The 14,579-nt window shown below is 70.6% G+C and carries 14 protein-coding genes; 1 reads left to right on the top strand and 13 read right to left on the bottom strand.

Going from position 1 to position 14,579, the window contains the following annotated elements; translation table 11 throughout:
- Window positions 1–136: 136 nt before the first annotated feature.
- Complete coding sequence (locus Q1V88_RS06250) at window positions 137–904, bottom strand: YebC/PmpR family DNA-binding transcriptional regulator (protein WP_300679378.1); 768 nt, start codon at window positions 902–904, stop codon at window positions 137–139.
- 96 nt (window positions 905–1,000) lie between these two features.
- Here Q1V88_RS06250 and Q1V88_RS06245 point away from each other — a divergent pair, with 96 nt between their 5' ends.
- The gene (locus Q1V88_RS06245) at window positions 1,001–3,385 is read left to right on the top strand and encodes an HAD-IC family P-type ATPase (protein ID WP_300679375.1); all 2,385 of its coding nucleotides are present in this window, start codon (window positions 1,001–1,003) and stop codon (window positions 3,383–3,385) included.
- Here Q1V88_RS06245 and pdxT read toward each other — a convergent pair.
- The 12 genes from pdxT to thrS form a co-directional block, all read right to left on the bottom strand.
- Window positions 3,346–3,933 carry a pyridoxal 5'-phosphate synthase glutaminase subunit PdxT gene (gene pdxT, locus Q1V88_RS06240; protein WP_300679372.1) on the bottom strand — a complete coding sequence of 196 codons (588 nt, stop codon included), beginning with the start codon at window positions 3,931–3,933 and terminating at the stop codon, window positions 3,346–3,348. The genes Q1V88_RS06245 and pdxT overlap by 40 nt on opposite strands.
- The gene (locus tag Q1V88_RS06235) at window positions 3,893–4,735 is read right to left on the bottom strand and encodes a S24/S26 family peptidase (protein ID WP_300679370.1); all 843 of its coding nucleotides are present in this window, start codon (window positions 4,733–4,735) and stop codon (window positions 3,893–3,895) included. Before Q1V88_RS06235 ends, pdxT begins: the two co-directional genes overlap by 41 nt.
- On the bottom strand, window positions 4,732–6,111 hold the full coding sequence (locus tag Q1V88_RS06230) for a hypothetical protein (protein WP_300679368.1): 1,380 nt from the start codon (window positions 6,109–6,111) through the stop codon (window positions 4,732–4,734). Before Q1V88_RS06230 ends, Q1V88_RS06235 begins: the two co-directional genes overlap by 4 nt.
- 10 nt (window positions 6,112–6,121) lie before the next feature.
- Window positions 6,122–6,766, bottom strand: coding sequence for a hypothetical protein (locus tag Q1V88_RS06225; protein ID WP_300679365.1), 645 nt, complete (start codon window positions 6,764–6,766; stop codon window positions 6,122–6,124).
- A gap of 144 nt (window positions 6,767–6,910) precedes the next feature.
- A complete protein-coding gene (pdxS, locus tag Q1V88_RS06220; RefSeq protein ID WP_300679364.1) occupies window positions 6,911–7,810 on the bottom strand; it encodes a pyridoxal 5'-phosphate synthase lyase subunit PdxS in 900 nt (299 codons plus the stop codon).
- A gap of 44 nt (window positions 7,811–7,854) precedes the next feature.
- Window positions 7,855–8,478 carry a phosphatidylinositol phosphate synthase gene (gene pgsA / locus Q1V88_RS06215; protein ID WP_300679361.1) on the bottom strand — a complete coding sequence of 208 codons (624 nt, stop codon included), beginning with the start codon at window positions 8,476–8,478 and terminating at the stop codon, window positions 7,855–7,857.
- Window positions 8,479–8,490: 12 nt separating this feature from the next.
- Window positions 8,491–9,267: an inositol monophosphatase gene (locus Q1V88_RS06210; RefSeq protein ID WP_300679358.1), complete on the bottom strand. Its 777-nt coding sequence runs from the start codon at window positions 9,265–9,267 to the stop codon at window positions 8,491–8,493.
- The gene (locus tag Q1V88_RS06205; RefSeq protein WP_300679355.1) at window positions 9,264–9,818 is read right to left on the bottom strand and encodes an HIT domain-containing protein; all 555 of its coding nucleotides are present in this window, start codon (window positions 9,816–9,818) and stop codon (window positions 9,264–9,266) included. The genes Q1V88_RS06210 and Q1V88_RS06205 overlap by 4 nt, the downstream gene beginning before the upstream one ends.
- A complete protein-coding gene (locus Q1V88_RS06200) occupies window positions 9,815–10,561 on the bottom strand; it encodes a TetR/AcrR family transcriptional regulator (protein WP_300679354.1) in 747 nt (248 codons plus the stop codon). The genes Q1V88_RS06205 and Q1V88_RS06200 overlap by 4 nt, the downstream gene beginning before the upstream one ends.
- Window positions 10,551–12,218 carry an FAD-dependent oxidoreductase gene (locus Q1V88_RS06195; RefSeq protein ID WP_300679352.1) on the bottom strand — a complete coding sequence of 556 codons (1,668 nt, stop codon included), beginning with the start codon at window positions 12,216–12,218 and terminating at the stop codon, window positions 10,551–10,553. Before Q1V88_RS06195 ends, Q1V88_RS06200 begins: the two co-directional genes overlap by 11 nt.
- A gap of 12 nt (window positions 12,219–12,230) precedes the next feature.
- Window positions 12,231–13,232 carry a diiron oxygenase gene (locus tag Q1V88_RS06190; protein WP_300679350.1) on the bottom strand — a complete coding sequence of 334 codons (1,002 nt, stop codon included), beginning with the start codon at window positions 13,230–13,232 and terminating at the stop codon, window positions 12,231–12,233.
- 104 nt (window positions 13,233–13,336) lie between these two features.
- Window positions 13,337–14,579: threonine--tRNA ligase (thrS, locus tag Q1V88_RS06185; RefSeq protein WP_300679347.1), on the bottom strand; the 1,243-nt coding region annotated here is incomplete at its 5' end.

Here is a 14,579-nt window from a genome sequence, read left to right as displayed (position 1 = left end):
GCAAACCGTCACGCGTGACCTTTTGCGGCGACCGCGCGCGCCGGGTGACGGTTTGCACCAAAGGTGACCCCTGCAACCGTCACCCAGCCCGCAAACAGTCACGCGTGACCCTTTGCGGGACGACCGGCGCGACCCGTCAGGCGTCGAGCTCCTCCAGGACCTCGTCGGGGATGTCGGCATTGGAGAACACGTTCTGCACGTCGTCGAGGTCGTCGACCGCGTCGACCAGCTTCATGACCTTGGTGGCGGTGGTCGCGTCGGCGACCGGGATGTCCATGGACGCGACGAACTCGACGTCGGCCGACTCGTAGTCGAGGCCGGCGTCCTGCAGCGCCTTGCGGACCGCCACCATGTCGGTGGCCTCGGAGAGCACCTGCCAGGCCTCGCCGAGGTCGTTGACCTCCTCGGCACCGGCGTCGAGGGTCGCCTCGAGCACGGTGTCCTCGTCGACGGTCGTGGTCTCCTGAGCCTTGCTCAGCACGACGATGCCCTTGCGGTTGAACAGGCGCGAGACCGAGCCGGGGTCGGCCATCGTGCCGCCGTTGCGGGTGACCGCGGTGCGGACCTCCATCGCGGCACGGTTCTTGTTGTCGGTCAGACACTCGACCAGCAGCGCGACGCCGGCCGGGCCGTAGACCTCGTACATGATCGTGTCGTAGTTGACGGCCTCGCCACCCACGCCACCGCCACGCTTGACCGCGCGGTCGATGTTGTCCTTCGGCACCGAGGTCTTCTTCGCCTTCTGGATGGCGTCGAAGAGCGTCGGGTTGCCCGACGGGTCAGGACCACCCATCTTGGCGGCGATCTCGATGTTCTTGATCAGCTTCGCCCAGAGCTTGCCGCGCTTGGCGTCGATCGCGGCCTTCTTGTGCTTGGTGGTTGCCCATTTGGAGTGGCCAGACATAAGTCCCTCGTTGTCCTCGTTCGCGATCTCGGCGTGCGCCGACAGATCTTACCGTCGGTACGACTTTCTGCACGAAGGCACCGCTAGGGTCGAGGGGTGGCAGCCGCGTCGAACGCACAGCACACAGGACTCAGCGCAGCCGAGGTCCGGTCCCGGGTCGAAGCAGGACGGACCAATGCGGTCGACACCCGCACGAGTCGCACGTACGGCGAGATCGTGCGGGCCAACGTCTTCACCTTCTTCAACGGCTTGCTGTTCACGCTCTTCCTGATCGTGCTGGCCACCGGCCGCTGGCAGAACGCCCTCTTCGGCGGTGTCGTCGCCGCCAACGCCGCGATCGGCATCGTCCAGGAGGTCCGCGCCAAGCGGACCCTGGACCGGCTCGCGGTGCTCAACGCCCCGCATGCCCGGGTGCTGCGCGAGGGCGTCGTACAGGAGATCCCTGCCGAGCAGGTGGTGGCCGACGAGACCCTGGAGCTGCGCAGCGGTGACCAGGTCGTGGCCGACGGCACCGTGCTGGTCTCCGACGGGCTGGAGATCGACGAGTCGCTGCTCACCGGCGAGTCCGACCCGGTCGCCAAGGTCGAGGGCGATCCGGTCAGGTCCGGCTCGATCGTGATCGCCGGGGGCGGCCTGATGCAGGCCGACGCCGTCGGCGACGAGGCCTACGCCGCCCGGATGGCCGCCGAGGCGCGGCGCTTCACCGTCACCCGCTCGGAGCTGATGGAGGGCACCACCCGGCTGATGCGCTGGATCTCGGTGATGATGCTGGTGGTCGGCCCGATCCTGCTGTGGAGCCAGTTCCACAGCGCCGACAACCACGGCTGGGCCGACGCCATCACCGGCTCGGTGGCCGCCCTGGTCGGGATGGTCCCCGAGGGGCTGGTGCTGCTCACCAGCCTCGCCTTCATGCTCGCGACCGTGGCCCTGGCCCGCCGCCAGACCCTGGTCCAGGAGCTGCCCGCGATCGAGGGGCTGGCCCGGGTCGACGTGGTCTGCCTGGACAAGACCGGCACCCTGACCCACGGCGACATGGTCTTCGACCACCTGGAGGTGCTCGGCGGCGACGAGGCCGAGGTCAGGTCGGCACTGGGCATGCTGGTCGACGACGAGGACGGCAACGCCACCGCGACCGCCGTCGCCGCCGCCGTCGAGCGCGGCACCTGGACCGCCGTCGACGAGGTGCCCTTCTCCTCGGCCCGGAAGTGGTCGGCGATGACCGCCGCCGACCACGGCAGTTGGGTCTTCGGCGCCCCCGAGATGGTGCTCCCCACCCCGACCACCGCGGCGCAGCACACCGCCCGGGAGCGTGCCGACGCCCTCGCCTCGGCCGGGAGCCGGGTGCTGATGCTGGCCTCGTCGGCCCAGCCCCCACAGCGCCCCGCCAGCGGGGAGGCGATCCTCCCGCCCGACCTGCACCCGCAGGCACTGGTGGTGCTGGCCGAGAACCTGCGCGAGGACGCCGCCGAGACACTGCGCTACTTCACCGACCAGGGCGTCGGACTCAAGGTGATCTCCGGAGACAACCCCCGCACCGTCGGGGCCGTGGCGGCCAAGCTCGGCGTGCCCGGGGTCAGTGGCCCCGACGACGCCGTCGATGCCCGGACCCTGTCGGAGGATCCTGCCGAGCTCGCCGATCAGATCGAGACCCACAGCGTGTTCGGCCGCGTGACGCCGTACCAGAAGAGAGCCTTCGTCGCCGCGCTCCAGTCCCGCGGCCACGTGGTCGCGATGACCGGCGACGGGGTCAACGACGCGCTCGCGCTCAAGGACGCCGACATCGGGGTCGCGATGGTCAACGGCTCCCCCGCGACCCGGGCCGTCGCCCAGATCGTGCTGCTGGACGGCCGGTTCTCCCACCTGCCCGACGTGGTCGCCGAGGGCCGCCGGGTGATGGCGAACATCGAGCGCGCTGCGGGGCTCTTCCTGGTGAAGAACGCCTACTCGGTGGTGCTCGCGCTGATCAGCGCCCTCACCGTCGCGGCCTATCCCCTGGAGCCGATCCAGCTCTCCCTGATCTCGGATGCCACCATCGGCATCCCGGCGTTCTTCCTGGCGCTGGGACCCAACACCCGGCGCTACCTGCCGGGCTTCCTGCGTCGCGTGCTCTGGTTCGCGATCCCGACCGGGATCGTGGTGGGACTGTGCACCTACGGCGGCTACTGGTACACCCGGATCGACGCTCCCGGCAGCGGTGTCGCCGGTGCCCGCACCACAGCGACCCTGATCGTGCTGGTCTCGGCGATGTGGGTGCTGCTGGCCTCGGCGCGGCCGTTGAGCGGCTGGAAGCTCGGCCTGGTCGCCACCGTCGCCGCTGCGGTGGTCGGCATCCTGGCGATCCCGTCCCTGGCCCACGGACTCTTCCTGCTCGACCTCTCCGTCGGGCGGGTGCTGACAGCGGCGGTCTGGTCCGGGATCGCCCTGGCCGGGATCGTGCTGCTTCAGTCGGCCGCGCGGATCATCTCGATGAAGAGGCCGTGAACCCGACCGTCGCTGTCCACCTCGGGATGGAACGACGTGGCCATCAGCCGATCCTGCCGTACGGCGACGGGGTGCCCTGACACCTCGGCGAGGACCTCGACCGAGGGGCCGACCTCCTCGACCCACGGCGCCCTGATGAAGACCGCCCGCACCGTCCCGTCGATCCCGACGACGGGCAGATCGGTCTCGAAGGAGTCGCTCTGGCGGCCGAAGGCGTTGCGCCGCACCGTCAGGTCCAGGCCGCCGATCGTCTCCTGGCCCTCGATCCCGTCGACGATCCGGTCGGCGAGCAGGATCATGCCCGCGCAGGTGCCGAACATCGGCAGCCCGTCCGCGGCGGCCGCGCGCAGCGGGTCGAGCAGGTCGAAGATCCGCGCCAGCTTGCTCATCGTGGTCGACTCCCCGCCCGGCAGCACCAGGCCGTGACACCGGCTGAGCTCCTCGGGGCGGCGCACCGCCAGGGTCTGGACGCCGTGGCTCTCCAGGGCGGCTCGGTGCTCGCGCACGTCACCTTGCAGCGCCAGGACTCCGATGACGGGATTCGACACGCGGCGACGGTATCTCACCCTCGGACCCGACCAGCAGCCGGGACAGGGCCGGGACGAAGCAGACCAGCACCAGGACCAGCCACCACCAGCGCGGCAGCCCGGCGCTCAGCCGGACCCGGTAGGCCTCGCCGTCCGTGCGCGGGACATGCACGCTGCCGACCTCCCCCGGATGGAGCACCACCGAGGCTCCCCCCAGGGCGTGCAGGCGCACCGGGAGCAGCCCGGTGCCGACGTACGACGCCGTCGCACCTCCGGCGGGGTCGGCCGCGAAGGCGAGGCGCTGGGCGCCGATCAGTGGCTGCAGCCAGATCAGGGTCACGGCCAGCACCACCGCAGCGAGCACCAGCGTGACCGGGGTGCGCCAGCGCCGGGCGAGCAGGGCCCGGACCGCCATCACCACGCAGCCCCCGACCAGCAGGAGCGGGGCCCCTGCGACCGCCCAGCCCATCCCCGGCCAGCGCATCCGAACCTCGCCGACGACGTCGGCGGGGCTGATCCGCCACGGGTCGACGGCGGTCAGGACGCCCCGGGTGGTCAGGGTGCCGTCGGCTCCGACGCTCTCCACCCGGTGGCTGTAGGTGGCGGTGGAGCCCGGCGGATGGAAGGTAATGAAGTCCCCCGGCCGCAGGGTCGCGGCGTCTACCGGTGTGACCCACAGCAGGGTGCCGACCGGGGCGACGGTGCCCATCGAGGGCGTCTCCACCCGCACCCAGCGGCCGCCGTCGAGGCGCCACCCCACGGCGAACAGGACGAACCCGACCAGCACCGCGACCGCACCCCACCCGAGGACTCGCCGGATCATGCCCAGAACACCTCCGCCGGGTCGCCGACCCACCGCAGCGTCTGGGTCCAGCCCGTCCCCGGCGAGGACGTGTAGGCGAAGGAGAGCGGGACGTAGAGGTGCAGCCCGGCGACGTCGGTGCTGTAGCCGCTGGCCTTGGTCAGCGTGAGGGTGAGGGTCTGGCTCTGGCCCACCGCCGGCGCCGCGACGGCGCGGGCGGAGCCGTTGGCGAAGGAGGCCAGCGACATGGTCGCGACGGTGGCGGCCGGGGTCGCGAAGACCAGCCCGATCTGGACCTGACCGCACGGGGCGGTCATGGTCGTGGGCAGGGTCGCCGAGGTCGTGGTGGTGCCGGTGTCGCCCAGCATCCACAGCGACGAGGCACCCTGGGCGGTGACAGTGCTCTGGAAGGCTGCGGCACTGGCGCTGCCGTTCAGGGTGGTGACCTGGGCGCTGCTCAGGGCCGTGCTGCCCACCACGAAGGCACCCGAGAGCGAGCCGTGGAAGGACGTCGAGGTCGGCACGACGCCGGCGGACTGGCCGGTGAAGTCGGCCCAGCCCAGGTGCCAGTAGCCACTCACCGAGGTCGCCAGGGTCAGCCCGCCCGAGGTGCCCTGGGCGACCCCGTCGACATAGAGCGTCACCGAGGCGATCACCAGCACCGAGGTCACCGTGAGGACCGCGAAGTGCCAGCCCGAGGAGTAGGTCCCCGAGCTGGTGATCAGGGCTCGCGACCCGGTGGTCGAGACCGACGCGTTCACCTTCCCCGAGGAGTCCAGCCACAACGCCGGATTCGCCCCGGCACCGGTGCCGGTGCCGTTGGCGGGACTCGCCGACAGGCTGAGGAGGCCACCGCCCTGGGCGTCGGCGGCCTTGAACCAGACCCCAATGCTGAAGCTGGACTGCAGCAGGCCGAGCAGTCCCGTGCCGGTGGTGCCGACCGGGTCGGTGGCATAGCCCGAGCCGCTCAGGGTGAGCGCGGAGGCGCCGCCCCAGGGATCCGTGCGGGCGAAGGCGACAGCGTTGCGCGGCAGCAGCGGGTCGGCGGCCGAGGCCGTGTTGGCGAGCTGGACGACCCCGCAGCTGACGCCGGTGACGCTCTGGGTGAGCGCGGCGGTGCCGTTGTTGGTGATGGTGTCGCTCACCGTCGTCGGCGGTGAGGCAGCGGTGCCCAGGGTGGGCGGGCAGGTCAGGGTGCTGACCCCGACACCGCCGACGCAGGGCCCGCCGCTGTAGGCGTGGGTGAGGGCGACGGTGGCGGCCCCAGCGCGGCTGAGGGTGTTGGAGACCGTTGCCGTCGTCCACGTCGAGAGCGTGCCGGACATGCCCAGGGCGAGGACCAGGGTGAGGGCGGCGACGGCGCCGCCGATCCACGGTCCCGGATCACCCCGGCGCATGCCCGTCGCCTCAGGCCGCCAGCGTCCAGAGGATCGGCTGGGAGATGCTGGCCCCGGCGTCGGTGGCCGGTGCCGTCGAGATCAGGGTGGTGACGAACCGACAGGTGAGGCTGCCCCCGGCCGCGACGCTCACCGAGGCGCCGGTGGTGTCAGCCAGCGAGCCGGGAGCGACGGCACTCTGTCCCAGGGCGGCGATCGCGCTGCCGGCGGCGTACGTCGTCCCGGGCGAGGACGACACCGCGACCGTCAGACTCCCGCTGGCGCACAGGGTTCCGGTGGTGTTGGTGCAGGTGCCCGGCTTGTAGCCGAACTTCGTCGCCGCGCCGTTGCCGGTGTTGGTGAAGGTGACGTCGACGGTGCTGGCGGTGCCCGGCGTCATCGCCAGGTTGCCGCCGTACTTGTTGATCGTGGAGCAGGTCACTGCGTTGGTGGTGCTGCTGGCCGTCGTACAGGTGTGCGTGCCGTCGGTCTCGGAGAGGGCGACGGCGTTGCCGGCCCCGGCGGTGTCGGTGTCGTTGGTGATCAGGGCACTGGTCCACGACGACAGGGTGCCGTTGACGCCGAGGACGAGGACGGTCGCCGCCGCGGCGCCGCTGATCCACAGCAGGGGGACGAACCGGCGGCGCTGTGGCTGCCGGTGACGGGTGGGAGCCATGACGTTTCCTCTCGAGGGACGAGGGCGGTCGCAAGGGCGCCGCCGTCGCCATCGTCACCCCGTCAGGACGTCATGACGCCGGAGATCACCCCATCGGGCCACCAGATCTGACTGATCGGAGGACCCGACGGGGTGATCAGCGGTTCACCAGCCGCGCTCGGCGAACTGGATCGAGCGCGCGGGCTCGTCGACGTTGATGCCGACCATCGCCTCGCCCAGGCCACGGGAGACCTTGGCCACGACGTCGGCGTCGTCGTAGAAGGTGGTGGCCTTCACGATCGCCGCGGCCCGCTGCTCGGGGTTGCCGGACTTGAAGATCCCGGACCCGACGAAGACGCCCTCGGCACCGAGCTGCATCATCATCGCCGCGTCGGCCGGGGTCGCGATGCCACCGGCGGTGAAGAGCACGACGGGGAGCTTGCCGGACTCGGCGACCTCGACGACGAGCTCGTAGGGGGCCTGGAGCTCCTTGGCCGCGACGAAGAGCTCGTCCTTGGACAGGGCGCCCAGGTGGCGGATCTGCTTGCGGATGGTGCGCATGTGCGTCACGGCGTTGGAGACGTCGCCGGTACCGGCCTCGCCCTTGGAGCGGATCATCGCCGCGCCTTCGGTGATCCGGCGCAGCGCCTCACCCAGGTTGGTCGCGCCACACACGAACGGCACCGTGAAGGTGAACTTGTCGATGTGGTTCTCGTAGTCGGCCGGGGTCAGCACCTCGGACTCGTCGATGTAGTCCACGCCGAGGGACTGCAGGATCTGCGCCTCGGCGAAGTGCCCGATCCGGGCCTTGGCCATCACCGGGATCGAGACCGCCTCGATGATGCCGTCGATCATGTCCGGGTCGCTCATCCGGCTCACGCCACCCTGGGCGCGGATGTCGGCCGGAACGCGCTCCAGCGCCATCACCGCGACAGCGCCGGCGTCCTCGGCGATCTTGGCCTGCTCCGGGGTGACGACGTCCATGATGACGCCGCCCTTGAGCATCTCCGCCATCCCCCGCTTGACCCGCGAGGTCCCCACAACTGTGTCAGTGTTCTCCAGCATAGGGCGAAGCCTAGGCCCGCCCCGGAGGGTCCCGACGCCGGGTCTCAGCGGTCGACCGCGAGAGCCTGCTTGCGAACCACCCAGACCCGCTGGCAGACGGTGATCGTGGAGGCGATCGCCAGGGCCCAGAGGGTGAGCTTGCACAGGAACATGAAGTTGAACAGGTCGCCCAGACCGGTCATCACCAGGATCGCGACCAGCCGGTCGGAGCGCTCGGCGATGCCGACCTCGGCCTTGAGTCCGATCGACTCGGCCTTCGCCCGGGCGTACGACGTCACCGCACCCATCACCAGGCAGATCAGCGACAGCCACAGGTAGAGGGTCGAGTCGCCGGGGCCGGCGAAGTAGAGCGCCAGGCCCGCGAAGATGGCGCCGTCGCCGATCCGGTCCAGGGTCGAGTCCCAGAACTGACCGAAGAGCGAGGCCCCCGGGGTGCGCCCCGTCTTGCGTGCCATCGCGCCGTCGACGAGGTCACTGAAGACGAAGCACGTGATGAAGATCGTGCCCCAGAACAGATGCCCGTGCGGGTAGAAGGCGAGGGCACCGACGGCGACGCCGACGGTCCCGACGAACGTGACGACGTCGGGGCTCACCTTGAGCCTGATGAGGAGGTTGATGATCGGGGCGAGAACGACGCCCTGCCAGAACGCCTTGAACCTGTCCAACATGGTGGCCTCAGGCTAGTCCCGATCGAGCGCGGATGCCGCTTCGGCCACTGCCGTCGGCGCGCCGATCAGTGTCCAGACCTGCCCGGCAGCCTCCACCTGACGTGCCGCACCGCCCGCACCGAGCACGACGGCCTGGCCCGGCAGCCGGTCCCACAGCGGCACCGAGTGCTGGCAGAACAGGTGCAGATGCCCCTGGGCGACGGCGGTCATGTCCATCGAGCCGCTGCCGAGCATCCGCTGGGTGGCGGCGCCGGTGACGACCCGGGTGTAGGCCTCACCCACAGCCCCGCCGTAGTAGGTCGGGTGCAGGTAGGTGGTCAAGCAGGACTCGGCCAGCGGCCGGTCGGGCGGCGCCACGATCGGCTCACCGTTGCGGGTCGAGGCCAGGCCCGGACCGCCGAGGAAGAGCACGTCCTCGTAGGGGTGGTAGATCGCTCCCAGCAGCAGGTCGTCGCCGTCGACCAGGGCCAGTGCCGAGCACCACCAGGTCAGGCCGCTGACGAAGTTGTAGGTGCCGTCGACCGGGTCGATGATCCAGCGGCGTCCGCTGGCCGAGTCCCGGGCGGTGCCCTCCTCCCCCAGGATCCCATCCTCGGGGCGCTCGGCGACGAGCCGCTCGGTGACCAGTGCCTCGGCGGCGTGGTCGGCCTCGGTGACGACGTCTGAGATCGAGGTCTTGGTGTCGGTCGTGACACCGGCGGCCCGCATCCGGGCGGCCAGGCGTCCGGCGCTGCGGACCAGGTCGGAGGCGAGCTCGATGTCGGCGTCGCTGGGACGGACGGCGCTCACGGCGTCGTGGTCCAGGCCTCGGCCAGCATCCGGCGGGTGTCGCCGAGCAGCTCGGGCAGCGTCCTGGTGCGCCCGATGATCGGCATGAAGTTCTGGTCGCCGATCCAGCGCGGCACCACGTGCTGGTGCAGGTGGGCCGCGATCCCGGCGCCGCCGGCCTCGCCCTGGTTCATCCCGATGTTGAACCCGGGAGCGCCCGAGACGGCTCCGATCACCCGGATCGCCTTCTTGGTCAGCTGGGCGATCTCGACGGCCTCGTCGTCGGTGGTGTCGACGTACCCCGGGATGTGGCGGTAAGGGCAGACCATCAGGTGGCCCGGGGAGTACGGGAAGAGGTTGAGCACGACGAACGCAAGGTCACCGCGGCGCACGATCAGGCCGTCGGCGTCGGGCAGCGACGGGATCCGACAGAACGGGCACTGCTCCGCGGTGTGGTCGGCGGGTCGGGACTCGCCGCGGATGTAGGCCATCCGGTACGGCGTCCAGAGCCGTTCGAGTTGGTCGGGCTCCCCGATCCCGTCCTGGTGCAGTGGTCCGGTCTGCTCGCTCACGTAGGCAGGCTACCGGTGGCGACAACGCGCGCGACCAGATCCTCCGCTCGGGTCTGCCTGGTGAGATCGACCCCGAAGAGTCCGGCGTGTCCCTGGATGACGAACCAGATCGACTCACTGACCAGTCCGGTGACCTGCTCGGCGGTCGCGACCCGGACCGGCCGGGAGATCCAGCGTCGCACCGAGGAGAACGCCGCACCCACGACGCCGTAGACCAGCGGATCGATCAGGGCCGCCATCTCCGCCTCGTCGACGTGGTCGCCCACGCTCGGCAGGGCCAGCATCAGCAGCCCCGAGATCCGCTCGGCGATCCGGTCCAGTCCCGCCTCCAGCGGCCCCGACTCCTGGCCGGGGTCGCGCGCCAGGTCGTGGTCGGCCAGGCGGTGCAGGGCCGGATGGTCCACGGCCCACTGCACGTAGGCCGAGATCACCCGGGTGATGATCTCGGGCACGGTGCCGTGCAGCGAGATCTGGGGCAGGAGCAGGTTCCAGACCTGCTCCAGGATCTCGGCCTGGACGGCGCGGTCGAGGTCGGCCCGGTCGGCGAAGTGCCGGTAGACGACGGTGCGGGAGAGCCCGGCGCGCTCGGCGATCTCCTGGACGTGGATCTCGGTGCCCGGGTCGTTCTCCTGGGCGATCTCCAGGGCCGCCTCGATGATCTGACGGCGGCGCTCGACCTTGTGGCTGTCCCAGCGGGTCTGGCGACCGTCACGGGGCGTGCTCGGGGTGCGCTCAGCGGCCATGAGGCACCAGCCGCTCACGCCAGCTGCGTCGTGGTGCGGTGGCCGCCACCCGGACGGCCTCCTCGACGTCGACGATCTTGACCCGGACCCGACCCTGCAGGGCACCACGGCGACGCTCCTCGGCGTCGATCGCCCGCCAGCCGGCCAGGTCTACGTGGGCCGGTTGCGCCCGCCGTACGGCGATCGCGGGGTCGCTCCCCCCAGGGCGCCGCAGCACTCCCGCATCCAGGTCGTCGAGCAACGTCTCCACCGTCTCCTCCGCGTCGGTCTTGTTGGTGCCGATGAAGCCGCTCGGGCCTCGCTTGGCCCAGCCGGCGACGTAGACGCCCGGCTCCACCCGTCCCTCCGTGTGAGGAACGCTACCGCTCACGGGGTCGTAGCCCAGTCCCGGGATCGGCAGTCCGCGGTAGCCCACCGCGCGCAGCACCAGGCCGGTGGCGAGCTCCTCGACCTCGTCGGTGGGCACCGCGCGAGTGCGTCCGTCGGCGTCGGTGACGACCTCGTTGCGGCGCAGGCTGAGGCTGGTGAGACGGCCCTGCTCGTCGCCGTGCAGGGCCAGCGGCGAGACCCCGAAGCGCAGCACGATGGTGCGCCGACCCGGGGTCGGGCGGCGTTCGGCGAGCTCGCGCAGCAGCCGGGCCTTGGTGCCGGTGCCCTCGATCGGCAGCCCGCCGGTGTCGACCACGACGTTGATCCCACCGGCCTCGGCGAGGCCGCTCAGGCCGATCAGCTCGGGTACGGTGAACGCGGCCTGGGACGGGCCGCGCCGGCCCAGCACGACTACCTCGCGGACCTGGCTGCGGCGCAGTCGTTCCAGCGGGAGGGCGGCGATGTCGGTGTCGGCGAGCAGGTCGGGGTCCAGGCTGAGGATCCGGGCGACGTCGAGGGCGACGTTGCCGTTGCCGATCACGACGGCCCGCTCGGTGTCGACCTCGACGGCAAGGTCCTGCTTGTCGGGGTGGCCGTTGTACCAGCCGACGAAGTCGGTGGCCGACAGCGAGCCGGCCAGCTCCTCCCCCGCGATCCCCAACGGGCGGTCCGAGGCGGCACCGACGGTGTAGATCACCGCGTCGTACCCGGCCCGCAGGGCGTCGTGGTCGACGTGGGTTCCGACCTCGACGTTGAGCAGGTAGCGGAAGCCGGGCAGGGACTCGATGTCGGCGAACAGGTCGGCGACCTGCTTGGTCTGCTGGTGGTCCGGGGCGACGCCGAAGCGCACCAGGCCGTACGGCGTCGGCAGCCGGTCATAGACGTCGACGGCGATCTCGGGGTGGGTCAGCAAGGCGTCGGCGGTGTACATCCCGGCCGGGCCGGCCCCGATCACCGCCACCCGGAACGGGCCCCGGCTGCGCAGCCGACGCTGCGGCGGGACCTGAGCCAGGGGCGTGCGGTCGGCGTGCCCGAAGACCTCGAAGTACTCGGCGTTGAGCGCCAGGAACCGACGCTGCTCGGCCCGCAGCGTGGTGTGCGGCACGATCGCGTCGGCCGGGCAGGCGGTGGTGCACGCCCCGCAGTCGACGCAGGTGGCGGGATCGACGTACACCATCTCGGCCTCGGCGAAGCCGGGCTCCCCCGGTGCTGGGTGGATGCAGTTGACCGGGCAGGCCAGGACGCAGGAGGCGTCGGCGCAGCAGGACCCGACGACGACGTGGGGCACGACGGCCGCCGGTCAGTGCGTCGCCGAGGCGGGCTGGCCCCGGAACCGGGCGGGCCGGCCGTCGATCCGCAGTGCCCGCCAGACCAGCTTGCTGACCGGGGTGCGCAGGCCGAGGGAGTCAGCGAGCATCCGCACGTCGGTGAACATGTCGCGCAGCTCCTTGCGCCCCTCGGGGCTCTCCCACCAGATCTCGCGGGCGACCTCGGCCGGCATCCCCATGTCGCGGCAGGCCTGCTCGCTGGGCCTCATGATGACGTCGCACAGGCGTCGCATGATCACCGGGTAGATCAGGGCGAGCAGCTGGCGGCGCACCGGGCCGAGCTCGGGCACGTGCTGCTGGAGGTACTGGTGGGCGAACCCGATGTGGCGGGCCTCCTCGGCGATGTGGATCTGCATGATCCGGTCGGCCAGCGGGTGGGTGCCACCGGCCCGCATCACGGACTTCTGCAGGTGGTCGATCGGCTCCTCGCCGGCCAGGATGCCGACGAAGAACGCCTCGGGGAAGTAGCCCCCGGCGGCCGCCATGAAGGGGAACAGGATCTTGAACACCCGCGGCGCGCCGGCCACCCCGGGGTGGATCCGGTTGACCAGCTCCTGGAACATCTGGGTGTGGTGGGTCTCCTCGGTCACCTCGTGGGTGGCGTAGCGGAACTCCGGGTTGGCGTCCTCCATCCAGACCAAGCGGTGCATCACGCCGGCGATCAGGACCTGCTCGAACTGGAGGCCGACCTTCGCGATCTGGGCGAGGCGGTAGCGCCCGACCTCGATCTGGCGTTCGGTCGACAGCGCCTTGTACCAGGGGTGACGGCCGATCGAGTCGGCGTCGGTGAGGATCCAGCGCGGGTCGCCGTCGCTGACGGTGAGGTCGGCGCCGTCCCAGTCGATGTCCTTGAACGCGTCGAAGTGCTGGTCCACCGACGCCTGCGAGAGCGTGTGGAGCGTGTCGTAGTACGACTGTCGGCCCTGGCGGGCTTGCCTGCTCTGACGGGGGGAGCTGGTCGGAACTGCGGTCATCTCACTCACCTTCCTCGAACATGCGACGGCTGTCGCACCAACCAGGTTAGTGCGACAGCCGTCGCGTGTATAGAGGTGTCTGCGACGCGTGTCGCAGTTGTGGGTCAGACCTGAGCGTGCGACTCCACGGCCTCGACGATCCGGGCGATCGCCTCGTCGACCGGGATGCCGTTCTCCTGGCGCCCGTCGCGGTAGCGGAAGCTGACAGCGCCCTTCTCCACGTCCTCGCCACCGGCGATGAGCATGAAGGGGATCTTCTGCAGCTGCGCGTTGCGGATCTTCTTCTGGAAGCGGTCGTCGGAGTCGTCGACCTCGACCCGGATGCCCTTCTTCTTGAGCTGCCCGGCCACCTCGAAGAGGTAGTCGGCGAAGGCCTCGGCCACCGGGATGGCCTCGACCTGGACCGGCGCGAGCCACGGAGGGAAGGCACCCGCGTAGTGCTCGACCAGCACACCGAGGAAGCGCTCGATCGAGCCGAACTTCGCCGAGTGGATCATCACCGGCTGTTCCTTGGCCCCACCGGGCGTGGTGTACTCCAGGCCGAACCGCGCCGGCTGGTTGAAGTCGTACTGCACGGTGCCCATCTGCCAGGTGCGGCCGATGGCGTCCTTGGCCTGGACCGAGATCTTCGGGCCGTAGAACGCCGCGCCGCCCGGGTCGGCGACCAGCTCGACGCCGGTTTCGGTGGCCACGCGCTCCAGCACCGCGGTGGCTTCCTCCCACTGCTCGTCGGAGCCGATGAACTTGTCCGACTCCGGATCGCGGGTGGACAGCTCCAGGTAGAAGTCGTCCAGGCCGAAGTCCTTGAGCAGGGACAGCATGAAGTTCAGCAGGTGCTCGACCTCGGCCGGGGCCTGCTCCTTGGTGACGTAGGAGTGCGAGTCGTCCTGGGCGAAACCGCGCACGCGGGTCAGGCCGTGGACCACGCCGGACTTCTCGTAGCGGTAGACGTGGCCGAACTCGAACAGGCGCAGCGGCAGTTCGCGATAGGAGCGTCCGCGGCCGCGGAAGATCAGGTTGTGCATCGGGCAGTTCATGGCCTTCAGGCGGTATTCCTGGCCCTGCTTGGTGATGTTGCCGTCTTCGTCGCGCTCTTCATCGATGTGCAGCGCCGGGAACATGGTGTCCGCGTAGTACGGCAGGTGGCCCGAGGTGTGGAACAGCCCGTCCTTGGAGATGTGCGGGGTGCCCACGTACTGGAAGCCTTCTTCCACGTGGCGGTCGCGCACGTAGTCTTCCATCTCGCGCTTGATGATGCCGCCCTTGGGGTGGAACACCGGCAGGCCGGAGCCCAGCTCGTCAGGGAAGGAGAACAGATCCAGCTCGGCGCCCAGCTTGCGGTGGTCG

Origin of the sequence: Nocardioides sp. (assembly GCF_030150155.1) — a bacterium.
Lineage (GTDB): Bacteria > Actinomycetota > Actinomycetes > Propionibacteriales > Nocardioidaceae > Nocardioides.
Note: the sequence above shows the minus strand (reverse complement) of the source record. Positions and strands in the feature narration are given on the sequence as shown.

Excerpts from the sequence above, each read along its gene's own strand:
- Q1V88_RS06250 (WP_300679378.1), bottom strand. The coding sequence starts at position 904 with ATGTCTGGCCACTCCAAATGGGCAACCACCAAGCACAAGAAGGCCGCG.
- Q1V88_RS06235 (WP_300679370.1), bottom strand. The coding sequence starts at position 4,735 with ATGATCCGGCGAGTCCTCGGGTGGGGTGCGGTCGCGGTGCTGGTCGGG.
- Q1V88_RS06230 (WP_300679368.1), bottom strand. The coding sequence starts at position 6,111 with ATGCGCCGGGGTGATCCGGGACCGTGGATCGGCGGCGCCGTCGCCGCC.
- Q1V88_RS06225 (WP_300679365.1), bottom strand. The coding sequence starts at position 6,766 with ATGGCTCCCACCCGTCACCGGCAGCCACAGCGCCGCCGGTTCGTCCCC.
- pdxS (WP_300679364.1), bottom strand. The coding sequence starts at position 7,810 with ATGCTGGAGAACACTGACACAGTTGTGGGGACCTCGCGGGTCAAGCGG.
- pgsA (WP_300679361.1), bottom strand. The coding sequence starts at position 8,478 with ATGTTGGACAGGTTCAAGGCGTTCTGGCAGGGCGTCGTTCTCGCCCCG.
- Q1V88_RS06200 (WP_300679354.1), bottom strand. The coding sequence starts at position 10,561 with ATGGCCGCTGAGCGCACCCCGAGCACGCCCCGTGACGGTCGCCAGACC.
- Q1V88_RS06190 (WP_300679350.1), bottom strand. The coding sequence starts at position 13,232 with ATGACCGCAGTTCCGACCAGCTCCCCCCGTCAGAGCAGGCAAGCCCGC.